Source organism: Mycobacterium persicum, assembly GCF_002086675.1.
Lineage (GTDB): Bacteria > Actinomycetota > Actinomycetes > Mycobacteriales > Mycobacteriaceae > Mycobacterium > Mycobacterium persicum.
This window is the reverse complement of the sequence record NZ_MVIF01000002.1, coordinates 50,645-73,842: the sequence shown is the minus strand read 5'-3', so window position 1 is coordinate 73,842 and position 23,198 is coordinate 50,645. Positions and strand designations below refer to the sequence as shown.

The window sequence follows — 23,198 nt, the reverse complement described above, 5'->3', positions numbered from 1 at the left end:
ACGCGCCAACCTTGTCACCGCCATCAAGCCTCCTGCGTCAGACCGTCAACCGAAATGCAGACACAACGCTAGTCCGGTCGCAGCGGCGGTGAAAGTGAGGATCCACACCTCGGCTCGGGTGCCCGGAGACCCGCACGGCGCGACCTCTTGTGGCGCACGAGTTCGGCTCGCGCCGGTGAGTTCAGCTGGCCGGAGTCGCCTGCAGGGCCAACGTGCTCAGCATCGAGCTGGCCCGCCGACCGTACACGACCCCGAGGAAATCAGCGACGGCATTGGCCGCGAGCCGGGATCGGACCGTCGGGGTGATGTCGAAAGCGTGGTGGGCATTGGCGAGCTCGGCGTAGGCCACCGTGCCGGCTCCCGCTCCGCGCAATGCCGCACAGAAGGCCCGTGCTTGCGCGCACGGCGCCAGCGGATCTTTGTCACCGTGCAGCACGAAGAACGGAGGCGCGTCCCGGTGCACATAGGAAATCGGTGAAGCCGAGGTAAAGCGCTCCGGGTCTTGGGAATACCGGGTCTTCATCACGAAATGCTCGAGGAACGGCAGCATCATCTCGTGCATGTTGTCGAAGTCGGTGAAGTCGTATACCCCGTAATACGGTGCCACCGCCTGAACCGTCGTGTCGGCATGTTCGAACCCGGGCTGAAACCTCGGGTCGTTGGGAGTGAGCGCCGCCAAGGAAGCCAGGTGCGCGCCGGCTGACCCGCCCGTGAGGGCGATGAAGTCGGAGTCGCCACCGTAGTCACCGATGTTCTCGCGGACCCAGGCGATGGCCCTTTTGACGTCGATGACGTGTGCGGGGAAACTGCAGCGTGGGCTTTTGCTGTAGTTGATCGACACGCAGATCCAACCCAGTTCCACCATCCGGCTCATCAACGTGTACGCCTGCGGGCGTTTGCCGTTGACGGTCCACGCACCCCCGGGAACCTGGATCAGCACCGGCGCACGGCGCCCCGGCGCCAGGTCGGGACGCCGCCAGATGTCGAGCAGATGCGCCCGACCACCTGGGCCGTAGGAAATGTCGGAGGTCTGGGCCGCGTAGCGGCGGCGAGGCCCCGACGGCAGCAGGCTGCCCCGCCGGGTGAACGCGGAAGGATCCCCGCTCGGGTGCGACACCAAGTCACGGAAGTCCGGACCAAAAGACTCCTCGAGCGCCGCGGTGAGCGCTAGGTCCGCTCGCTGCGCCGCCCAGGCGGTGCCGAATCGGCCGATCGCCGGGGGCGTCACCCGAGACAGCGCATGCCCGGTCAATACGTGCAGGGGAAACTCTGTGGACACCCAACCCGCGACCCAGCCGAGCGCAAACGGCGAACCCCGAAGCAACACGGCACCGGACCGAATGGTGTCTTTGGCGTCTGCCGCGAGCTGTGCTCCCTGCCGCAGCGCCTCGGCACCAGCACGTGAGCACCGCGAAGTCACACTGGCCATGCACATAACAAAGCCCACCCCTCGACGTCGGGCACACGCGTCGTTGCGGTTAACGGCCGCTTACCGGCCGGTGTTGTACGTGTGTCGAGGCTCACACCATAACCGATTTTCGGCGTAGCGGAAGACTTTTCGGATCCGTCGTGTCGCCGGGACTGATCTTGAATCCAGGTTTGGATAGACTGACCTGCGCATTGCCTCCGTAGCTCAGGTGGATAGAGCAAGGGCCTTCTAATCCCTAGGTCGCACGTTCGAGTCGTGCCGGGGGCACTGGCTGTGACCCTTGTTGTTTTTGTGTCAGGCGTGACTTGAGTTGGTGGTCGGCTCGACCCCATCGTGCACCTCCGGTGATTTTCGTTTGCTGTCGATCTCGGCTCAGACCGGCGACGCCGGTTGCCAGGCAGATGCGCTGTTTGCCAACGCGACGCGGCCTTCCCGAATCGCAGTTGGCCAAGCAGCGCCATCGGGTGTCCACCGGCGGTCCCGAAGCGGCTCGACCACTCATGCCGCGGACCCCGAGAACTCGGAAGCGATCGTCTCGGTCGCATCCACAAGGACCAATAGTTCGACACCGGCGCCGAGCACGAACAGTCCGGTGCTTGCCGCTAAGGGGTAGCCAACCGCGTTAACCAGCCCGAAAGGGTCGCCGGCGGCGAATTGCTCAATCCCGTCGAAGAAAAAGTTGAGGTTATACGCCGGGAGCGTGATCGCCAGGGCGCTCGTCATGTCGGCCGTAGCACGAAACGTTGCGTAGCCGGTAGCGGCCATCCTGCCGAGAGTGTCAGCAATATGGATATTCGCTGCCTGCAATTCGGCGAGGTCGATATACGTCAGGAAGCCGCCGGGCGTCCCGGCAGGAAAATTGAACGTCATCGCATCGACCGCGCCCGATAGGGAAAGGTATGGCAAACCTGCCGACGCCAGCTCGTGCGCGGCATCGGCAATGCCCTGATGCGTCCCGGCAACGAGGAGGTCGAGCACGGTCAGCGGGCTGACGTCGGGAAACAGTCCGAACGGAGTCGGCACGTTCGCCGGCGTGGTCGAATAGCCATAACGCGGGTCCCCGTAACCCAGGTTCACCAGCGTAGTCAAGTTGGGCTGGAGCAGGTCAGCCAGCGGGTTCCCGATGAACGGGATTGATCGCAGCGGGTACAAGAGCGGGAGGTCAGGGGTTCGAACCAAGTAGTAGCTGGTCATCGTCGGGCCGTCGGTCGGTAGTAGGATCGCGCCGCTGAGCTGCTCAGGGGTGAGACTCGGGATGGTGCCATGCAGATAGTAGATACCGGCTAAGGCGTTGAGGTCGGCTAGCAAATTGAGCGGATATCGTGGGAAATCGGCAATTCCGTCGTATTCGACGGTGTATACGGCGGTTGGGTAGAGATCGGCCGGGGTTGCGTCGCTGAATGTCAGTCCAATGCTCGGCACGAATAACCCGGCGAAGCGTGAAAAGAGGCCGCCGTTGGGACTGTTGGGGTTCCCGAACAGCACGAAAGACAGCTGATCTGGCGTCGGCGCGTTCGGCCCCAGGACGGCCAAGGCCCGCATTTCCAACGACGATATGGTGGCACTCTGCGAGTACCCGAATACGGTGACGTGATTTCCGGCGCCGATCTGCTGAGTAATCGCCTGGTGCAGGATCGCGACGCCACGAGACACCGACGTGTCAAACATCAGGTCCATGACGCCGGTGTACGGATATAGCGCTGCCGGGGTGGCGAGGCTCTGGGGAACCGCCCCCGGCGTATGCGGTTTGATGAAGGCCTCATAAACGCTGTCGAGATAGCTTTGACCAGGGATCGGGGTCCCACTTCCGCCCATAATCAGCGCTATATCTTGCGCAAGAGCAGCCGCCACCTTGGGTATCGACGTCGCCGCACTGCCGCCGAGAGCCGCCACGCCGGAGCCGCCGTCGACCAGCGAGTGCCCGAACGCCTGGGTGGACGCATTCGCTTCGCTGACTAGATCCTGCAGCGACGACGCAATGTCCGCCTCAGCACATGTGTAGGCCCGAGCACCCGCAGTCAGCGATTCCACGAATTCCTCGAGAAACGTCGCGGCTTGCGCGGTCACGGCTTGATAGCTTCGAGCGTGCGCGCTCAACAGCTCGGCGATCGCCGTCGATACCTCGTCGGCCGCTGGGGCTAGCACCCCAATGGTTGCGGCCGCCGCGGCGACGTTGGCCGCATCGACGCTCGACCCAAGAGCGGTCAAATCCGTTGCCGCGGAGGTCAACAGTGCCGGCGTCGTGGTCACGAGGGACATGCTTCCTCCGACTACCCGCGTACTCGAGGCCTCGGCGTGGAAACCCGCTCGCATCCGTTGATAGACTCCATCGCCCATCGCGCGGGCCCAAGAGCTTGACGCGTTGCTGATCCCAGGGGTGAATCGACTGTGACGGACATTTCGCCACCAACGGTGCCCGCCGCCCCTTCGGGAACGATTCGTCAATCATGAAATGCGCTGGTCGCGCAGGCAGGTAGGCACTCAGTGCCGACGAGGCCCGTCTACCGGCGCCGTGCCGGGACGATCCGACGGTGAGCGAGGTCTCCCCACGCGACGTCGCAGCTTAGCCATAATGCGCGTGGCCTCGACGGACCGCGATAGTCAATTGATTTGTCCGGCAAGCTAATCCGCCGGTAGTCAGGCTGAGCCGAGAATAATGTTGCGAGTCAACGCGACAACCAGCAGCATGGGCACGACCAAAACCCGTCAGCATTCCTGGGCTTTGCTCGTTTCCGACCCTTGCTCGCAAGGGCTCCGATGTCCCCCTGTCAGCGGACGTGCGACCCCCCCGTCTGGGGGGTTTGAATTTCCTCCGTTCGGGGGATGGTTGCGCTGCGTTCCAGCCGCTCATCATGGGTGCAGATAACCATTCGTTTGTATTGTCACCCAGTCATATGTATCGGATGGGTAGCTCGCGACGCACTCGCGCCCGGGTGACCGCAGTCCTACCGAAAGGTTGCGAGCACATGTTTCTCGACGACCGTCTAGAAGACCAGAGCCTCAACACCGGCACCCCAGTCGCCGCGATTGACGTCGATCCAACCTTGGTCGCCACCCGAGCGCCCAGATCGCGGCGCCGCATATGCATGTCCTGGGTGGCGATCGGAGCGCTGGCACTCACGGGCACGGAATCACCCCGGCGAGCGTCGTCGCGCACTGTGACAAGGACAGCACCTCATAGGCCGGATCAGCCGCCGGAGCCTTGGGCCGCTGCCGTCGCCACCGTAGCAACGAGGGCGACACCCCACAACGCCGCAGGCTTGGCCCGGTCGGCCAGTGACGCCGCCAACGACGAGTGGGCACTGGCCGGCGGCGGGGTTCATGGCGGTTTGTCATGACCGCGCCCATCTGGTTGGCCTCGCCACCGGAGGTGCACTCGGCGTTGCTGAGCGCCGGTCCAGGTCCGAGTTCGATGGTGGCGGCTGCCGCGGGGTGGTCGTCGCTGAGTGCAGAGTATGCATCAGTGGCTCATGAGCTCTCGACTGCATTGGGCGCCATTCAGGCGGAGGCCTGGCAGGGGCCCAGTTCCGAGATATGCCTGGCTGCCTATGCACCGTACGTGGCGTGGTTGATGCGGGCCAGTGCCGATAGTGCCGCCGCTTCCGCTGCCCACGAGTCTGCGGCCGGGGCCTACGCTACGGCGTTGGCCGCGATGCCTACTTTGGGCGAATTGGCTGCCAACCACGCGGCCCATGCTGTGCTGGTCACGACGAATTTCTTCGGCATCAATACGATTTCGATCGCGCTGAACGAGGCCGATTACGCGCGGATGTGGATCCAGGCCGCTACCACGATGAGTGTCTATGAGGGGTCGAGTACCGCAGTGTTGACCACGGCGCCTCGTACCCCGCCGGCACCCGTGATCATCAAATCCGGCACCGGCGAGACCAGCGACGTCGCGACGATCGGTCAGGCTCTCGCCAACGACCCGTTTCCACTATGGACTTTGCTGTGGGGCTTGGTGGAAACAATGTTGATAGAGATTATCGGTGTGCCTTTTTTTACGCTCTTCGTGATTGCGGTGATAATTCTATCGCCGTTATGGTTATTTGCCGCCTTCTTAGCGGGATTGCTTGGCTATTCGGCTTTTGTCGGTAACATTTTGCAGTATTTAAGTTACACGTGGTTTGCAATCGGTGTCATGGCGCTCGGCTTCATGATGATTCCCTTTGTGCTGGGCTACGACATCGCAAACGCGGTGATCTACTGGATTACCCACCTAAGCGTTGGGATTATTTCGACGCTGGCGAGTCCGCTGGCGGCAGGGGCGACAGTGTCGGCTGCAGGAGTCGCTACGAACGCGAGCACCACGTCGGGTGCCATTCTCGGGAGTGTGACGGGTGCGGCCATCGGCGGCGTGGCGCCGACGGCGGTCGCGTCAGCGACGTTGCCGGAAGCGCGTGTGGTCTCGGTGTTGGGAGATTCTCCGGGACCGCTGCCGACGGCTTCTGAGCGGGGTGTCGGCACGTTGGGTTTTGCCGGAACCGCCTCCAAGGCGGTCGTTACGCAGGCTGCTGGCTGGGCAACGGTTGGAGGTGGCGGGTTGGGCGAGCCGCCGCAAGCGCCGATGTTGCCGGGGTGTTGGAATCCGAATGTGATTTGCTGAGCCAATTTGGCTTCGATGATGAAACAACGCGCACCCTGACTTGTCGTTACAGGTCCAACAAAGCCGTCGCCGGCGACTCGATCAGGTCACGTAGTTCGCACAGGAATTGGGCCACCTGGGCGCCGTCCGCCACGCGGTGGTCGAAAACGCATGTCAACGTCATCGTCGGGCGAGCGACGATGTCGTTGTCGACGACCACCGGCCGCGTCTTGATGGCTCCCATCCCCAAGATGGCCGCTTCGGGGTGGTTGATCACCGGCACACCGTCGTCGACGCCCAACGCCCCGAAGTTCGACACGGTAAACGTCGAACCAGTCAACTCGGCCGGGGTGAGCGTGCCTTCACGCGCACCGCTAATCAATTCGGCTGTGCGGCAAGCAAATCCGCGGGTGGTCAGACGTTGCGCGTCAGTGATGACCGGAACCAACAGTCCCCGCTCGGTTGCCACGGCAAACCCCAAATGCACACGACGGTAGCCATGCACCTGCGGCCCGGAATCCGAGTCAACCCACGTCGAATTGAGAATCATGTTATGGGTCAACGCGATAACGACAAACCGCAGTGACAGCACGAATGGCGTGACGTCTCCCCCACAGCGGCCGCGAAGGGTCTCTGACAGCTGCAACAAACCGCTGCAGTCAACCTGCACGCTGGCTGACGCATCGGGGATTTCCTTGTGAGACGAAATCATTCGCTGTGCCATCCGGGCCTGCACACCGCGCACCGGTCGCACGTCGGTATCAATCCCCGACACATGAGCTGCGGCGAGCACGTCCGCGCGGGTGATCACGCGGGCGACGTCCGGCCCGCGCTGCAGTGCGGCCAGATCAACCCCTAATTCCTTGGCCAACATGCGAGCCGACGGCACCGCGCGCGGCCGAGCGCCTCGTCTACTGCGGTCGAAATCCGCGTCGGTCCCATACCCCACCAGCGTCGGTGCGCCAGCCTCAGCATCGCCAACCATTGCTGCTGCCATGACCCGATCCGGTGCGGTATCGATGCGCACCAACATCGCGCCCACGTGAAGGACATCGCCTTCGGCGCCACCGATCTCGACGATCCGCCCGGCGAACGGGCTGGGGATCTCGACCTGCGCCTTGGCAGTCTCTACCGAGCACAGGGTCTGGTTGAGCTGCACATCCTCACCGACCGAGACGTTCCAGGACGTCACCGTGACTTCGTCGAGTCCCTCCCCAAGGTCGGGAACCAGAAAGTCCTTGATCCGCTGCGGTTCGGGGTTCATGGCTGCCCCAAAACCCGCTCCACGCAGTCCAGCAACCGATCCGGGCCGGGAAGCCACGCCTTCTCCAGACGTGCCGGTGGATACGGCGTATCGAAGCCGCAGGCACGCAGCACCGGAGCCTCCAAGTCGTAGAACAACTCTTCCTGGATACGAGCGGCCAGCTCCGCACCATAGCCCACATTTCGCGGCCCCTCGTGCATCACCACACACCGGCCCGTCCGGCTGATCGATTCGGCGATCGTGGCGAAGTCCAACGGCACCAACGAACGCAAATCGACGATCTCGAGATTCCAACCTCGTTGCTGCTCAGCAGTATCCGCGGCGGCAAGCGCCGTAGCCACCAAGCCGCCGTAGGTCAGCACACTGACATCGCCACCGGCCCGCCGCACGACGGCCTGCCCGATCGGGGCCTCCGGCCGGCTGGTATCGACGACCCCGCGAGCCCAATACCGGCGCTTCGGCTCCAAGTACATCACCGGGTCGGGGCAGACGATAGCATGCCGCAACAGCCAGTAGGCATCCGACGGATCCGACGGAACGACCACCTTCAGACCCGCCGTGTGGGCCCAATACGTTTCGGTGGACTCCGAATGGTGTTCGGCCGAGCCGATACCGCCGAACGACGGAACCCGGACCGTGACGGGCATGTCCACCTGACCGTGGGTGCGGAAGCGATACTTGGCCAGGTGGCTGACAATCTGGTCGAACGCCGGATAGGTGAAGCCGTCAAACTGAATCTCGGGTACCGGCACAAACCCACGCAACGCCAACCCCACGGCGATCCCGATCACCGCGGACTCCGCCAACGGTGTGTCGAAACAACGGGCTTCGCCAAATGTTTCAGCCAGTCCTTCGGTCACCCGGAATACCCCACCCTGGGTCGCGACATCCTCACCGAAGACCAGGACCCGCTCGTCGGCGACCATAGCGTCGTGCAGTGCGCGGTTGATCGCTTGCACCATGGTGATCGGGTGCGGTGCCGGCCCCAGCGGTTGCGCTAACCGCGACAGCGGCAGCCGTTCCTCCGAGGGCGTTGGGCGATCGGCAATCTGAGTCATGGACGCCTCCCTATTCGGTCCGCGCCAATTCGGCGCGCAACTGCCGGCGCTGCGCTTCAAGCTCCGGTGTGATGTGGGCGTAGACCGCGGTGAAGAGTTCGTCGACGTCGAAATCGGGCGCGTCAAAGACGGCGTCGCGCAGTTCGGCCCGTTGCCCCCTCGAACGGGCGACGACCCGGTCCTCGAGGCTCTGCGACCACAGCCCCAGGCCCTGCAGGTAACGCCGAAAGCGTGGAATCGGGTCCAGATCCAGCCACCGATCCAGATCCTGCTGATCGCGATATCGGGTGGGATCGTCGGCGGTGGTGTGTGGGCCCAGGCGATAGGTCACCGCCTCGATCAGCGTGGGACCGTTACCGGCTCGGGCCCGAGCGGCGGCCTCGGCCATCACCGCATAGCACGCCAGCACATCGTTGCCGTCCACTCGGATGCCGGGTATGCCATAGCCGATTGCCTTGTGCGCGAGGGAAACAGCAGCCGTCTGCTTTCGTACTGGCGTCGATATCGCCCACTGGTTGTTCTGCACATAGAACAGGCACGGCACCCCGAATACACCGGCGAGATTCAGCGCCTCATGGACGTCGCCCTCGCTGGTGGCGCCGTCGCCCAGGAAGGCGACAGTCACCGAGTCCTCGCCGAGGCGTTGGGCGGCCATCGCGGCGCCGACGGCGTGCAATGTCTGGGTGCCGACCGGAACGGACATCGGAGCGCAGCACTTCCTCGTGAATTCCAGCCCGCCATGCCAGCTTCCGCGCCATGCGGCGCCCACGTGTCCGGGCGGGATGCCACGCACCAGGTATACGCCCAATTCACGGTATTGCGGAAACAACCAGTCGGTCGCGCGCAGGCATGCGGCCGCTCCCACCTGCGCAGCCTCCTGGCCACGACAGGGTGTGAACAGCGCCAATTCACCTTGGCGCTGCAGGTTGACGAACTCGTCGTCCAGCTCCCGCGTGACCACCATCATCTCGTAGAGCCAGCACAGCGTCTCCGCGGACAGATCGCGGCTGTAATGCTCGTCCGCGGTCGGTGTGCCGTCCGGGCCAACGAGTTGCACCGGCTCGAGGTCGACCGTCATCGGTGTCTGACACTTGCGAGCCATACCGCCTCCTCAGCTCACGCCGTCACGCCATGGTGAGGATGCCCGCCGGGCAGGCCGCATCTTCGCGTCGGCGCGCGTGGTGCGGCGGGTCAATAGCAAAGCTGAGCCAGCACTACATGGAGCCGGAGTCAGCGGCTGGCTGACCATTCGGCTCGGATCGCCGCAACACTGGCGCTTCTCCCATTATGCTCCCAAATCCGAAGACGCCGGGCTGATCGGCGGCGCCGGTGCGCACGTGTCGGGACACCCCAACTAGCCAGACGAGGCGGCCGGGCGCGGTCCGACGTCCGCGCCCCGGGACCACCGACAGCAAAGCCGTCGTCACCCGAGCGCGGATTCCCCCGCCCGCCGCAACAGCATTTCCGCGTGCCTGAGCACCGGTGAGTCGACCATCTGCCCCTCGAACGCGAACACCCCACGCTCGTTTCGCGAGGCGGCCAGCACTCGCCGCGCCCAGTCAAGCTTCTCGTCGCTGGGTCGATACGCCTTGCGCACCACCGGGACCTGGCTCGGGTGAATGCACACTGTGGCATCGAAACCCACCGCGGCAGCGTCGATCGCCTCCTGCCGCAGGCCCTCGATGTCGCGGATATCCAGGTGCACGGCATCCAGGGCCAAACGGCCGAACGCGGACGCCGCCAGCAGGATCGTTGACCGCACGTGGCGGGCCACATCCCGGTAGCCGCCGTCCGCGCGCCGGCTGGCGCTGCCGCCCAGGGTGGCGATCAGGTCCTCGGCCCCCCACATCATTCCCACGGTGCCGTCGACGGCGGCGATCTCGGCGGCAAATACCGCACCGCGCGCCGTCTCCACCAGCGCGATGACGTCGCGCGGTGCGAGCGCGGCCACCTGTGCCGCCGACTCGGCCTTGGGCAGCATGACCGTCTGATACGCGGTGGCCCCCAATGCCTCCAAGTCACGGGCCTGCTCATCGGTGCCGGCCGCGTTGATGCGCACCACGGTGCGTTCGGGGTCCAGTGGGTTGTCGCGCAGCGCTTGACGCGCGGCCGACTTCTCCGCCTGGGCCACACCGTCTTCGAGATCGAGGATCACCACGTCGGCGGCAGCGGCGGCCTTGGTGAAGCGCTCCGGGCGGTCGGCCGGGCAGAACAGCCACCCCGGGCCCGCCGCGCGTAGGTTCATCGCGCCTCCTCGACCGGCCGTTTCTGGACCAGCGTGGTGCGCACCGCGCGGGCCACTATCTCGCCGTGCTGGTTACGTGCGGTGTGCTCCAGGGTGACAATGCCTTCGCCGGGGCGGCTTTTCGACTCCCGCTTGCCGGTGCACACCGTCTCGGCGTACAGGGTGTCGCCGTGAAAGACCGGCTTGGGAAACGACACCTCCGCGAAACCGAGGTTGGCCACGATGGTGCCGAGCGTCAGCTGTGACACCGATAGCCCGACCATCGTCGAGAGGGTGAACATCGAGTTCACCAGCCGCTCACCGCGAAACCCCGGCTGCTGCGCCGCCCAGGCCGCGTCGAGATGCAGCGATTGGGTGTTCATCGTCAGTGTGGTGAACACGACGTTGTCTGCCTCGGTGACGGTGCGTCCGGGTCGGTGCAGGTAGGTGGTTCCGATCTCGAACTCTTCGAACCACAAGCCTCTCTGGACTATCGTTGCGCCGACTGTGGATTCTGCGACGCGACTCGCCGATGTGGTGTCGCCAGGTTCACGCTCGCCGGCAGGTCTGCTCACGACAGCCCCAGTGATCGTGCGATCAGCATCAGTTGCACCTCGGTGGTGCCCTCACCGATTTCGAGGACCTTGCTGTCGCGGTAGTGACGCGCCACCGGGTATTCGTTCATGAAGCCGTAGCCGCCGTGAATCTGGGTGGCGTCGCGCGCGTTGTCCATCGCCGCTTCCGACGAGACCATCTTGGCGATCGCCGCCTCCTTTTTGAAGGGCTTGCCCGCCAACATCTTTGCCGCAGCCTCGTAGTACGCTGTGCGCGCGACGTGGGCCCGCGCTTCCATCCGTGCGATCTTGAAGCTGATCGCCTGATACGAACCGATAGGCTGGCCGAACGACTGACGTTCCTTGGCGTACTTAACGCTCTCGTCGACGCAGCCCTGCGCCGCCCCGGTCGCCAGCGCGGCAATTGCGATACGGCCCTCGTCGAGGATGGACAAGAAGTTGGCATAACCCGTTCCCTGAGCGCCCAGCAGGTTTTCGGCCGGCACGCGGGCATCGGTGAACGTCAGCGGGTGGGTGTCCGACGCGTTCCAGCCGACCTTGTTGTAGACCGGCTCGACGGTGAATCCCGGTGTGCCGCTGGGAACGATGATCGTCGAGATCTCCTTCTTGCCGTCCGCCACGCTTCCGGTGACGGCCGTGACGGTGACCAGCGAGGTGATATCGGTGCCCGAGTTGGTGATGAACTGCTTGCTGCCGTTGATGATCCACTCATCCCCCTCGAGCCGAGCGGTGGTGCGGGTGCTGCCCGCGTCGGAGCCCGCACCGGGCTCGGTCAGTCCGAAACCGGCCAGCGCGCGGCCGGCGGTCAGATCCGGTAACCACTTGTGTTTCTGCTCTTCGGTGCCGAACCGGAAAATCGGCATCGCACCCAGACCGACCGCGGCCTCCAAGGTGATGGCCACCGACTGGTCGACCTTGCCGAGCTCCTCCAGCGCGAGCGCCAACGCGAAATAGTCGCCGCCCATGCCGCCGTAAGCCTCGGGGAACGGCAGGCCGAACAGCCCCATCTCACCCATCTTGGCGACGACTTCGTACGGGAAGCTGTGTTCCTCATCGTGTTTGGCCGATACCGGCGCGACCACGGTGCGCGCGAAGTCAGCCACCGTGTCTTTGAGGTCTTGGTATTCCTTGGGTAATGTCCCCGCGGTAATCATCGTCGTCATGATCCTTGATCCTTGATCCGGGCCAACACCTGGTCGACCTTCACCTGCTCTCCGACGGACACCAGCACCTCCAACTGCCCCGAAACCGGTGCGGTGAGCGCGTGTTCCATCTTCATCGCCTCCACCACCACCACCACGTCGCCCTCGGCAACCTCGGTGCCGGAGGCAGATTGCACCGCGATGACGTTGCCGGGCATGGGGCTGACGACTTCGGCCTGCCGCTCGCCGGCAGCGCGATGAATCTTGCGCTCTTCGGCCTCGCGGATATGCCAGGTTCCGCGCTCGTCGGCGATCCAGAGGTGGCGGTCGGCCTCGGCCCATCGGTAGTCACGGCGCACCCCGTTCAGCGTCACGCTCATCCGGTCCCGCGCGAGTTGCACACTGGCGCCCAGGATTTCACCGTCGCCGACCTGCACCCGGGCCGCCTCCGGTAAGCCCCACACCGACACCGTCTCGGTACGCAGCGGAGTCTGCATCGCGGTTCGCACCGGGGCACCACCGCCGCCCACTCGCCATCCGCTCGGGGCGGCCCACAGGTCGCCCGCAGCTTGGCGAGCCAACACCCATTGCACGTAGAGGCCACCCGCGGCGAACACATCGTCGGGCGCCGCCAGCGGCGCAAAGTCGGCCACCCGCTCGTCCAGCAGTGCGGTGTCCAAATCCCCGGACTGCACCCGCTCGTCGGCCAGCAGGAAGCGCAGGAATTCGACATTGGTCTGCACGCCCAGGACCGCGGTGTGCGCCAGCGCCTGGTCCAGCCGCGCCAGCGCCTGCTCGCGATCCGCCCCGTGCGCGATCACCTTGCTCAGCATCGGGTCGTAGTCACTGCCGACCACCGTGCCCGCCAGCAGCGACGAGTCCACCCGCACACCCGCACCGGCGGGTTCGATCACCCGCAACACCCGCCCGCCGGTGGGCAGAAAGCCGCGTGCGGGATCCTCGGCGTACACCCGCGCCTCGATCGCATGTCCGGACAGTTCGATGTCGTCCTGTGCAAATGGCAGCTTCTCGCCGGCAGCCACCCGTAGCTGCCACTCGACGAGATCCAGCCCGGTGACCGCCTCGGTGACCGGGTGTTCCACTTGCAGGCGGGTGTTCATCTCCATGAAGAAGAACTCGTCGGGACGCTCGGCGGAGACGATGAATTCCACCGTTCCGGCGCCGACGTAGTCGACACTGCGGGCGGTGTTGCAGGCGGCGGCGCCGATTCGCGCCCGCGTCTGCGTGTCGAGCAGCGCCGACGGCGCTTCCTCGATGACCTTCTGATGGCGGCGCTGCAGGCTGCACTCACGCTCGCCCAGATGCACCACGTTGCCGCGTGTGTCGGCAAGCACCTGCACCTCGATATGCCTGGGCCGCAATACGAATCGCTCCAGGAACAGGGTGTCGTCACCGAAGGAGGAGCCGGCTTCGCGACGCGCACTCACCAGCGCGTCACGCAGCCGCGCCGGGTCCTCGACCAACCGCATTCCCTTGCCGCCACCGCCCGCGGACGGCTTGATCAGCACCGGATAGCCGACCCCGGCGGCCGCCGCCACCAGGTCGTCGTCGCTGAGCCCCGGCTTGGCAACGCCGGGTACGACAGGCACGTCGAAGGCGGCGACCGCGTTCTTGGCGGTGATCTTGTCACCCATCACCTCGATCGCCCGCGTCGGCGGCCCGAGGAAAACGATCCCGGCACGCTCACAGGCTGCCGCGAAATCGGCCTTCTCCGAAAGGAACCCGTAACCGGGGTGGATCGCCTGCGATCCGGTACGCGCGGCGGCGTCGAGCACCTTGTTGATGTCCAGGTAGCTGTCGCGCGCCGGAGCCGGCCCCAGCCGCACCGCTTCGTCCGCTTCCAGCACATGCCGCGCGCCGGCGTCGGGGTCGCTGTAGACCGCCACCGAGCGGATCCCTAGCCGGCGCAGAGTGCTGATCACCCGCACCGCGATCTCGCCGCGGTTGGCCACTAATACCGTGTCAAACATCACGTCACATCCGGAAGACGCCGTAGGAAACCGGTTCCAGCGGTGCCCGAGAGCACACTGAAAGAGCAAGCCCGACAACAGTTCTAGTATCAGCCGGATCGATGATGCCGTCGTCCCACAGGCGGGCGGTCGAATAATAGGGGTTGCCCTGGCACTCGTACTGCTCACGAATCGGCGCCTTGAACGCCTCCTCATCGTCAGCAGGCCAGGGCGTGCCGGCCGCGGACAGCTGCTCACCGCGCACGGTGGCCAGCACCGACGCCGCCTGCTCGCCGCCCATCACCGAGATCCGCGCATTCGGCCACATCCATAGGAAGCGCGGCGAGTACGCCCGTCCGCACATCGAATAGTTGCCTGCACCATAGGATCCGCCGATCACGACGGTCAACTTCGGCACCCGGGCACAGGCCACGGCGGTGACCATTTTGGCGCCGTGCTTGGCGATACCGCCGGCCTCGTAGTCCCGGCCGACCATGAACCCGGCGATGTTCTGCAGGAACAGCAGCGGGATCTTGCGCTTGTCGCACAGTTCGATGAAATGCGCACCCTTGAGCGCGGATTCACTGAACAATACGCCGTTGTTGGCGACGATGCCGACCGGGTGTCCGTAGATGCGCGCGAAGGCGGTCACCAGAGTCTTGCCGTATTTTGCCTTGAATTCCGTGAATTCGCTGCCGTCGACCAGTCGCAGCAGAACCTCGTGCACGTCGTAGGGCACCCTCGGGTCGGGGGGAACCACGCCGTAAAGCTCGGCCTGCGGGTACTTGGGGTCGACCACACGCGTCACGTCCCACTGAGCCGGATCGCGGGGCGCGAAGGTGGCCGCGATGGAGCGCACGATGCGCAACGCATGTTCGTCGTCGTCGGCGAGATGGTCGGTGACACCCGATGTCCGCGAGTGCAAGTCGCCGCCGCCGAGCTCCTCGGCCGTGACGATCTCGCCGGTGGCGGCCTTGACCAGTGGCGGTCCGCCCAGGAAGATGGTGCCCTGCTCACGGACGATGACGGCCTCGTCGCTCATCGCCGGCACATAGGCGCCGCCGGCCGTGCAGGAGCCCAGAACTGCCGCCACTTGCGGAATTCCCTTGGCGCTCATGGTCGCCTGGTTGTAGAAGATCCGCCCGAAATGCTCGCGGTCGGGAAACACCTCGTCCTGGCGTGGCAGGAAGGCGCCGCCGGAGTCGACCAGGTAGATGCACGGCAGTCGATTCTGCAGCGCGATCTCCTGGGCGCGCAGGTGCTTCTTGACCGTGATCGGGTAGTAGGTCCCGCCCTTGACCGTCGCGTCGTTGGCGACGATCACGCACTCGCGCCCGGATACCCGGCCGATTCCGGTGATGATCCCGGCGCCCGGCGACTCGTCGTCGTACATTCCGTTGGCAGCCAAGGGCGCCAACTCCAGGAACGGGCTGCCCGGATCGAGCAGCCGATCCACCCGTTCCCGGGGCAGCAGCTTGCCACGGCTGACGTGACGCTCTCGCGCGCGTTCGCTGCCGCCCAGTGCGGTAGTGGCGAGCTTGGTGTTCAACTCGGCCACCAGCCTGCGGTGCTCGTCGGCGAAGGACGGTGCGGCGACGGCGGTCACGGGGTAACCAGATCCCGCAATATGAGCCGTGGTTCAGTTCTCGCCACGACCTCGTCGACCGTCACCTCGGGCGCGGTCTCGATCAAATGCAGGCCGTCGTCGCAGACATCGATGACCGCCAATTCCGTGACGATGCGGTCCACGCAGCCCACGCCGGTCAATGGCAGCGTGCACTGCTCGACGATCTTGGGGCTGCCGTCTTTGGCCGCATGCTCCATCATCACGATCACCTTGCGGGCGCCGTGCACCAGGTCCATCGCGCCGCCCATGCCCTTGACCATCTTGCCCGGGATCATCCAGTTAGCGAGGTCGCCGGTGACCGAAACCTGCATGGCGCCAAGCACCGCGACGTCGAGATGGCCGCCGCGGATGATGCCGAAAGAGGTCGACGAGCCGAAGAACGCCGCGCCCGGCAGCGTGGTCACGGTCTCCTTGCCGGCGTTGATCAGGTCGGCATCGAGATCCTCGGGCTTGGGATATGGTCCGACGCCCAGGATCCCGTTTTCGGAGTGCAGGACAACGATCACGCCGTCGGGAATGTGGTTGGGAATCAAGGTGGGCATTCCGATGCCGAGGTTGACATACTGGCCGTCGCGGAATTCGGCGGCGACCCGTGCGGCCATCCCGTCTCTGCTCCAGGTCATCAGCGCACCGTCTCCTTCTCGATCCGCTTGGTGGGATTGGGCACGTGTACCACCCGCTGCACGAACACACCCGGGGTGTGCACCATCGCCGGGTCGATTTCACCCGGCTCGACGAGGTGTTCCACCTCGGCAATCGTGATCCTCCCCGCGGGCGCGCACTCGGGGTTGAAGTTGGCGGCAGCGTAGCGGTACACCAGGTTGCCGTGCCGGTCCCCTTTCCAGGCATGCACCAGCGCGAAGTCGGTGCGAATTCCCCGCTCCAAAACGTATGTGACACCGTCGAACTCGCGAGTCTCCTTCGGAGGCGACACCACCGCTACCGCACCCGACGCGTCGTAACGCCACGGCAGCCCGCCGTCGGCAATCTGGGTACCCACACCGGCCGGCGTATAGAAGGCCGGGATGCCCATGCCGCCGGCGCGCAGCCGCTCGGCCAGCGTGCCCTGCGGGGTGAGTTCCACCTCGAGCTCGCCGGCCAGGAATTGCCGAGCAAACTCCCTGTTCTCTCCCACATACGAGGAGATAGTCCTACGAATCCTCTTGTGCTCCAACAACACTCCCAGACCGATCCCGTCGATGCCGCAGTTGTTCGACACCGTCTCGAGGTCAGTGACACCGCTGTCCACCAGCGCCGAGATCAACGCCTCCGGAATGCCGCAAAGCCCGAACCCGCCAACCGCCAGGGAGGACCCGTCGGTTATGTCCGCTACCGCTTCGGCAGCGGTAGCCACCACCTTGTCCATTACCCGCAAAGTCTCCTCGCTGTCCGGCCGGCTGGGTTCTTCAGTTAATCATCATTAACCGGGGCATGACAATACCACCGCCCGCGCGGTGGGTAAAGGGACGGTAACCAGCATCCGGGTGCTCACCCTCGACCTTGCAGGTAGTCGATTGCCTGTTGACGCAATTCGACTTTGCGGATCTTGCCGGTGACAGTCATGGGGAACTCGTCGACGATCCGCAGATACCGCGGAATCTTGAACCTGGCGATGCGGCCCGCGCAGAATTCGTGTAGCCGCGCGATGGTCAACTGCGGTGCGCCGTCCCGCAGCTTGACCACCGCCATGAGCTCTTCGCCCACGCGTTCGTCGGGCACGCCGATGACGTGGGCATCGACGACGTCGGGGTGGGTGTGCAGGAACTCCTCGATCTCGCGGGGCGAAATATTCTCGCCACCGCGAATGACGATGTCCTTGATCCGGCCGGTGATCTGCACGTACCCGCATGCGTCCATGGCGGCCAGGTCTCCGGTATGCATCCAGCCGTCGGCGTCGATCACTTCTGCGGTCCGCTCCGGGTCATTCCAGTAACCGGCCATCACCGAATAACCCCGGGTGCAGAACTCACCGGGGACGCCGCGGGGCACGGTCTCGCCGGTGACCGGCTCCACCACCTTGATCTCTAGATGCGGCCCCACCCGGCCGACCGTGCTGACCCGACGCTCCAGGGGATCATCGGTATGGGTCTGGGTGGAGACCGGAGATGTTTCGGTCATGCCATAGCAAATCGAGATCGCCGGCATATTCATCTGTTCGATCACCCTGCGCATCACTTCGACCGGGCACGTCGAGCCGGCGATGATCCCGGTACGCAGGCTGGTGAGGTCATAGTCGGCGAAGTCCGGCAGTCCAAGTTCGGCGATGAACATGGTCGGCACGCCGTAGAGGCTGGTGCACCGTTCGATCTGGACGGCCCGCAGGGTGGCGGCAGGGTCGAACCCGGGTGCCGGAATCACCACGGCAGCGCCATGGCTGGTGGCGGCCAAGTTGCCCAGCACCATGCCGAAGCAGTGATAGAACGGCGCCGGAATGCAGATCCGATCGGCGGCGGTGTAGTCGAGCAACTCCCCCACGAAATATCCGTTGTTGAGGATGTTGAGGTGGCTGAGCGTGACGCCTTTCGGATGACCCGTTGTGCCAGAGGTGTATTGAATGTTGACCGGGTCACTGCCGGTCAGTGTCGCCGCGATCTGTTGCAGCGCAGCAGTGTCGGCCTGGGTACCGGCCAGCTCGTCCCACCGACTGCTGCCCATGAACACCGCTTCCCGCAGGTCCGGGCAATCGGGCGCCACCTCGGCCAATATCGCCCGGTAATCCGCATCCTTGAAGCCCGGCGCGGCGATGATCATGCAGACTCCGGATTGCCTTAGCGCATAACGCAACTCGCTGGACCGGTAGGCCGGGTTCACGGTCACCAGGATGGCGCCGATTTCTGCGGTCGCGTATTGAACCAACACCCACTCCCACCGGTTGGGCGCCCAAATCCCCACTCGGTCGCCTACGCCGATCCCTGCGCGCACTAGTCCGGTAGCCAATCTCCGGACGTCCGCCAGGAATTCGGCGTAACTCCAGCGTCGCCCGGCATGCACGTCGACCAGCGCGTCCCGGTGTCCGTGCCGGGAGGCGGTCTGGGCGAGATTGATGCCGATGGTGGTCTCCAGCAGGGCGGGCACGCTGGGACCGCGCTCATAAGAAAGTCCGCTGTAATCTGCAGCCCCGTTGGCTGCCACGGTTCCTCCGCCTGCCGCGTACGGGTTAACATCGACTAACCCGTGCTACGTTAGTGACGATTAACCGAAGTGTCCAGGACGAGTTTTCTACGGAGGCCGTCATGACAGCGTCCGCTCCGGACGGCCGGCCCGCTCAACCTGAAGCCCCAAGTCGCCGCAGTCAGTTGAAGTCGGACCGGCGTCTGCAGCTGTTGTCGGCCGCTGAACGGCTATTCGCCGAACGCGGTTTTCTCGCGGTACGGTTGGAGGACATTGGTGCCGCGGCGGGCATCAGCGGTCCGGCGATCTATCGGCACTTCCCCAACAAAGAGTCGCTGCTCGTTGAGTTGTTGGTCGGCATCAGCTCCCGGCTCCTCGCCGGCGCCCGCGATGTGACTGCCCGGGGTTCTGATCCGGCCGCAACGTTGGATGGGCTCATTGATTTTCACCTCGACTTTGCGCTGGGTGAACCGGATCTGATCCGAATCCAGGACCGTGACCTTGCGCACCTGCCGGCAGCAGCCGAACGTCAGGTGCGCAAAGCGCAGCGCCAGTACGTGGAGGTCTGGGTGGGGGTGTTGCGCGAGCGTGATCCCGACCTGGCCGAAGCGGATGCGCGGCTGATGGCGCACGCCGTGTTCGGGCTGCTGAACTCCACACCGCACAGCATGAAGTCGGCCGATGCCAGATCGGCGCGGGTACTGCGTTCCCGCACCATCATGCGTGCCATGACCGTGGCGGCGCTGCGAGTCACTGACCACTAGCGTTCAGAGTCGGCCGGGAGGCCGGGAAGTCCGGAAAGGCCGGGATCACATACTTGGCGAAAAGCCGCATCTGTTCCAGCATTTCGCTCACGGCATTGGCGACGAACAAGGTGGCGTAGAACCCGTCCAGCCCGGCGCGCTCGAACGCAGCTACCTTGGCGCACACCTGATCCGGCGTGCCGATGAGATTGTCGGCCACGTACTTATCCAGACTGACGCCCTTCATCATGGTGTCCCGCAGCGAGGTCCGGAACAGCTCGAATGTCGACCGCTCCAGGCGCTCACGTGCTTTCTCAGCGGTCGGAGCCAGGCACACGACCGTCTGCAATCCGATCGTCACCTCGGCGGGATCGCGGCCCGCAGCTCGAGCGAATTTCGCGACTTCGTCTCGGCCAGAGGCTATTTCGTCCGGCCCTAGCTTGGCCGGCAGCCAACCCTGACATTGTTCACCCGCCCGGCGAATGGCGCCCTTGGCATTGCCGCCGGAGAAGATCGGCAACGGCGACTGGACCGGCTTGGGATACGACTCGACATCGCAGAATCGGCGGTACCGGCCCTCATAGGTCGACCGACGCTGCCCGAACAGAATGCGCAACGCCTCGATGCCCTCGGCCGTCAGCCGGGTGCGCGACGCGTCGGCCAAATCCGGTGCTACCGCTTCGAATTCGTCTCGGTACCCGCCTGCTGCTACCGCCAAGGTGACGCGCCCGCCGCTGATCTGATCCAGTGTGGCGACCTGCTTGGCCAACAGCACCGGCTCACGCATCGGCAAGACGAGGATCCCGGTAGCCAGCCGCACCACCGATGTCTTGGCCGCGATCGTCGCCAGCATCATCAGCGGCTCGAAGTAGTCCGGTGGGACCGACCACGCCTCCCGCACGAACCGTTGGGTGCTCAGATGATCATTGCCGGCGACCTCGTGAAAGCCGAGTGCCTCGGCCTCGACGGCGATCCGAATCACCTCGTCGGCCGTGGCGAACGGGACCGGGTAGGCCATCCCGGACAGGCACGTCGGTACATCGATTCCGAATTTCACGCCGTTCACCCCCGGTTCCTGTTACCGCGCGAAGCTTGCCGCGCTTACTGTGGATACGTTCTTCAGCGGTAGTTGAAGAAAACAATACTTGGCTTGCACAAACACATCAACGGTTGTTGAAGAATGCGGCGGTAGTTGCCTTTCCCCGCGGTGAGTAAGGGCTCCGTCCGGCACGGCCTTGCCGCCGGAGCGGTGCGGCGGCACGGCCGCTCAACTCTTAGGTACCCTTCAAACCATGAGGTGGGCATGAACGATCCACGCCGACCCCAGCGGTATGGTCCCCCCCAACCGGGGCCCGCACCCACGTGGCCGCAGGGTCCGGTAAATCCGCCGCCCGTCGACCCGGCTTACGCCGGCCAGGCGCCCTATGCGCCCACCTATAGCGGCCACATTCCCCAGTGGGCGCCCGGCGCCTACGAACCGAACCCGACCCAGCAACTACCGCCCCAATATTGGCAGCACGACCACCCGGAGCCGGGCGAAGTGCTTCACGGGGCCGCGCCACCGCCGCACGGTCCGAGCACCCCGCGATGGTTGTGGGTCGCTGCCGGTGCGGCCGTCCTGCTTGTCGTCGGGTTGGTCATCGCGTTGGTGATCGCGAACATGTCGGTCAAGAACCAGACCGCCGTCGAGCCCCTGCCGCCGATGCCTACCCCGAGCTCAACACTCAAGCCGCCGACGACACGAACGCTGACACCGACACCCAGCATCGTGCCGGCGCCCACAACGACGGGAGGCTCCGGGACCCCCACCGAGACGCCCACCCCCGGCGCGATGCAGACCGTCGTCTACAACGTCACCGGCGAGGGCCGCGCGATCAGCGTGACCTATATCGATACCGGTGACGTCATACAGACCGAGTTCAACGTCGCGCTGCCGTGGAGCAAAGAGGTGAGCCTGCCGAAAGCTTCCCTGCACCCCGCCAGCGTCACCATTATCAACATCGGGCACAACGTGACCTGCTCGGTAACGGTGGCCGGAGTTCAGGTACGCCAGCGCACCGGGGTGGGCCTCACCATCTGCGACGCCTCCGGCTAACTCGACTCGGTTACCGCTTCGTCGGCTATGACGACGCTGCGGCGCGGAACGCGCACGGCCAGCATGGCCAGCAGGCCCACCAGCAACACCAGGCAAATACCGCCCAACCCGGCGCGGACCGCGCTGAACACATCAACGAAGACCGAAAACAACCACGGTCCCAGGAATGCCACCGCCCGGCCCGTCATCGTGTACAGCCCGAAGGCAACCCCCTCCTTGCCATGTTGAGCCATGCGCAACAACAATGCGCGCGCCGACGACTGCGACGGTCCGATGAAAAGACACAGCAGCAGTCCGCATACCCAGAACGCCACCGCACCCGAGAGCGCCATCAAGGTCAGTGCCGCCGCCAAGATCGCGGCCAGCGATGCGACAATGACCGGCTTGGAGCCGAGTCGGTGGTCAACCAATCCGCCCAGCACCGCGCCGACCGCGGCCACCACACTTCCGGCTACCCCGAACACCAGGACGTCGGCCTGGGTAAGCCCGTACACGTTGACACCCAGTACCGCACCGAAGGCAAACATGGCCGCCAGCCCATCCCGGAAGATCGCGCTGGCGACGAGGAAGTAGACCAGATTGCGGTCGCGGCGCCATTCAGCGGTGATGTCCGTCCACAGTTTTCGGTAGGCACCCGACATGCTCGTAGTCGTGCGAGGCACTCCAACGGTATCGGGCAGTCTATGCGCGACGAACAACAGCGGCAGAGCCAGCAAGGCCAGCCACGCCGCGGCCAACAGCATCGCCGCCCGGACGTTGAGTCCGTCATGGGCGGACAGATGCAGCACTCCACGAACGTCACCGGCGCCGGCCATGAAGCCGACATAGACCAACAACAGCAGCAGGACACTTCCGACGTAACCTGCTGCCCACCCGAAGCCGGAAATCCGGCCGGCCGTCTCCGGTGTCGAAAGCTGGCGCAGCATCGCGTTGTACGGGACGCTGGCCAGGTCACTGCACGACGCCGTCGCCGCCAACAACGCCAACCCGGGCCACAGGTACCCGGGGCTATCGCGAATCAGAAACATCGCAGCAGTTAGTCCCACGGCCAGGCCCGTCAATACGCCCAGCGTCACCCGCCGCCGATGCGGGGATTCGACCCACACACCCACCACCGGAGCCAGCAACGCGATAGTCAACCCGGCGGCCGCCCCGGCCCGACCCAACCAACTCGCCGGCGAGCTACCGCCGGGCATGCCCTCTCCCACGGTGCTGGTCAGATAGACGGAGAACACGAAGGTGGTCACGATCGCATTCAGGCCAGTAGAACCCGAGTCCCACAACGCCCAGGCCACTACCCGAGATCGCACATACGTGCCCAAACCCCGGTTGGTCATGTCCGGCACTCTATTTGATTGGTGTTGGCAGCGACCCG

Annotated in this window: 18 protein-coding genes and 1 tRNA gene; 4 read left to right on the top strand and 15 right to left on the bottom strand. The window is 64.9% G+C overall.

The genetic code is table 11. The features are described 5' to 3' along the window. Positions 1–181: 181 nt before the first annotated feature. Positions 182–1,435, bottom strand: coding sequence for an esterase LipQ (lipQ, locus tag BST40_RS01505; protein WP_075548389.1), 1,254 nt, complete (start codon positions 1,433–1,435; stop codon positions 182–184). Between the two features lie 187 nt (positions 1,436–1,622). Between lipQ and BST40_RS01500 the strand changes: the two genes are divergently transcribed. After that, a tRNA-Arg gene (locus BST40_RS01500) sits at positions 1,623–1,696 on the top strand. 231 nt (positions 1,697–1,927) lie between these two features. Here BST40_RS01500 and BST40_RS01495 read toward each other — a convergent pair. Beyond that, a complete protein-coding gene (locus BST40_RS01495) occupies positions 1,928–3,688 on the bottom strand; it encodes a PE family protein (RefSeq protein WP_075548390.1) in 1,761 nt (586 codons plus the stop codon). 1,075 nt (positions 3,689–4,763) lie between these two features. Here BST40_RS01495 and BST40_RS01490 point away from each other — a divergent pair. Then, entirely contained in the window at positions 4,764–6,035 is a 1,272-nt protein-coding gene (locus tag BST40_RS01490; RefSeq protein ID WP_075548391.1) for a PPE family protein, read from the top strand. A 46-nt stretch (positions 6,036–6,081) separates the two neighbouring features. Here BST40_RS01490 and BST40_RS01485 read toward each other — a convergent pair whose 3' ends face one another. The 11 genes from BST40_RS01485 to BST40_RS01430 all read right to left on the bottom strand — a co-directional run bounded on the left by BST40_RS01485 (position 6,082) and on the right by BST40_RS01430 (position 19,006). Then, complete coding sequence (locus tag BST40_RS01485; protein WP_075548392.1) at positions 6,082–7,278, bottom strand: dihydrolipoamide acetyltransferase family protein; 1,197 nt, start codon at positions 7,276–7,278, stop codon at positions 6,082–6,084. Further along, complete coding sequence (locus BST40_RS01480) at positions 7,275–8,336, bottom strand: alpha-ketoacid dehydrogenase subunit beta (RefSeq protein WP_075548393.1); 1,062 nt, start codon at positions 8,334–8,336, stop codon at positions 7,275–7,277. Before BST40_RS01480 ends, BST40_RS01485 begins: the two co-directional genes overlap by 4 nt. A gap of 10 nt (positions 8,337–8,346) precedes the next feature. Continuing rightward, positions 8,347–9,438 (bottom strand): pyruvate dehydrogenase (acetyl-transferring) E1 component subunit alpha, encoded by a 1,092-nt coding sequence (gene pdhA, locus BST40_RS01475; RefSeq protein WP_075548394.1) that lies wholly within the window; start codon positions 9,436–9,438, stop codon positions 8,347–8,349. A 321-nt stretch (positions 9,439–9,759) separates the two neighbouring features. After that, positions 9,760–10,581 (bottom strand): HpcH/HpaI aldolase/citrate lyase family protein, encoded by an 822-nt coding sequence (locus BST40_RS01465; RefSeq protein WP_083153192.1) that lies wholly within the window; start codon positions 10,579–10,581, stop codon positions 9,760–9,762. Next, entirely contained in the window at positions 10,578–11,135 is a 558-nt protein-coding gene (locus tag BST40_RS01460; protein ID WP_089024966.1) for a MaoC family dehydratase, read from the bottom strand. The genes BST40_RS01465 and BST40_RS01460 overlap by 4 nt, the downstream gene beginning before the upstream one ends. Further along, the gene (locus BST40_RS01455; RefSeq protein WP_075548398.1) at positions 11,132–12,298 is read right to left on the bottom strand and encodes an acyl-CoA dehydrogenase family protein; all 1,167 of its coding nucleotides are present in this window, start codon (positions 12,296–12,298) and stop codon (positions 11,132–11,134) included. Before BST40_RS01455 ends, BST40_RS01460 begins: the two co-directional genes overlap by 4 nt. Then, positions 12,295–14,268 carry an acetyl/propionyl/methylcrotonyl-CoA carboxylase subunit alpha gene (locus BST40_RS01450; RefSeq protein ID WP_075548474.1) on the bottom strand — a complete coding sequence of 658 codons (1,974 nt, stop codon included), beginning with the start codon at positions 14,266–14,268 and terminating at the stop codon, positions 12,295–12,297. The genes BST40_RS01455 and BST40_RS01450 overlap by 4 nt, the downstream gene beginning before the upstream one ends. Before the next feature lie 4 nt (positions 14,269–14,272). Continuing rightward, on the bottom strand, positions 14,273–15,853 hold the full coding sequence (locus BST40_RS01445; RefSeq protein ID WP_075548399.1) for a carboxyl transferase domain-containing protein: 1,581 nt from the start codon (positions 15,851–15,853) through the stop codon (positions 14,273–14,275). Next, the gene (locus BST40_RS01440) at positions 15,850–16,497 is read right to left on the bottom strand and encodes a CoA transferase subunit B (RefSeq protein WP_075548400.1); all 648 of its coding nucleotides are present in this window, start codon (positions 16,495–16,497) and stop codon (positions 15,850–15,852) included. Before BST40_RS01440 ends, BST40_RS01445 begins: the two co-directional genes overlap by 4 nt. Continuing rightward, complete coding sequence (locus BST40_RS01435; RefSeq protein WP_075548401.1) at positions 16,497–17,240, bottom strand: CoA transferase subunit A; 744 nt, start codon at positions 17,238–17,240, stop codon at positions 16,497–16,499. The genes BST40_RS01440 and BST40_RS01435 overlap by 1 nt, the downstream gene beginning before the upstream one ends. A gap of 122 nt (positions 17,241–17,362) precedes the next feature. After that, positions 17,363–19,006 carry an AMP-binding protein gene (locus tag BST40_RS01430; RefSeq protein WP_075548402.1) on the bottom strand — a complete coding sequence of 548 codons (1,644 nt, stop codon included), beginning with the start codon at positions 19,004–19,006 and terminating at the stop codon, positions 17,363–17,365. Positions 19,007–19,107: 101 nt separating this feature from the next. On the opposite strand from BST40_RS01430, the gene BST40_RS01425 reads away from it, so the two are divergent. Continuing rightward, positions 19,108–19,749: an SACE_7040 family transcriptional regulator gene (locus BST40_RS01425; protein WP_075548403.1), complete on the top strand. Its 642-nt coding sequence runs from the start codon at positions 19,108–19,110 to the stop codon at positions 19,747–19,749. On the opposite strand, the gene BST40_RS01420 is transcribed toward BST40_RS01425, so the two are convergent. After that, positions 19,736–20,785 (bottom strand): LLM class flavin-dependent oxidoreductase, encoded by a 1,050-nt coding sequence (locus BST40_RS01420; RefSeq protein ID WP_158083987.1) that lies wholly within the window; start codon positions 20,783–20,785, stop codon positions 19,736–19,738. The two genes, BST40_RS01425 and BST40_RS01420, sit on opposite strands and share 14 nt — an antisense overlap. Positions 20,786–21,031: 246 nt before the next feature. Here BST40_RS01420 and BST40_RS01415 point away from each other — a divergent pair, with 246 nt between their 5' ends. Then, positions 21,032–21,823 (top strand): MmpS family transport accessory protein, encoded by a 792-nt coding sequence (locus tag BST40_RS01415; protein WP_083153191.1) that lies wholly within the window; start codon positions 21,032–21,034, stop codon positions 21,821–21,823. Here BST40_RS01415 and BST40_RS01410 read toward each other — a convergent pair. Beyond that, positions 21,820–23,160, bottom strand: coding sequence for an MFS transporter (locus tag BST40_RS01410; RefSeq protein WP_075548406.1), 1,341 nt, complete (start codon positions 23,158–23,160; stop codon positions 21,820–21,822). The genes BST40_RS01415 and BST40_RS01410 overlap by 4 nt on opposite strands. Between the last annotated feature and the right edge of the window lie 38 nt (positions 23,161–23,198).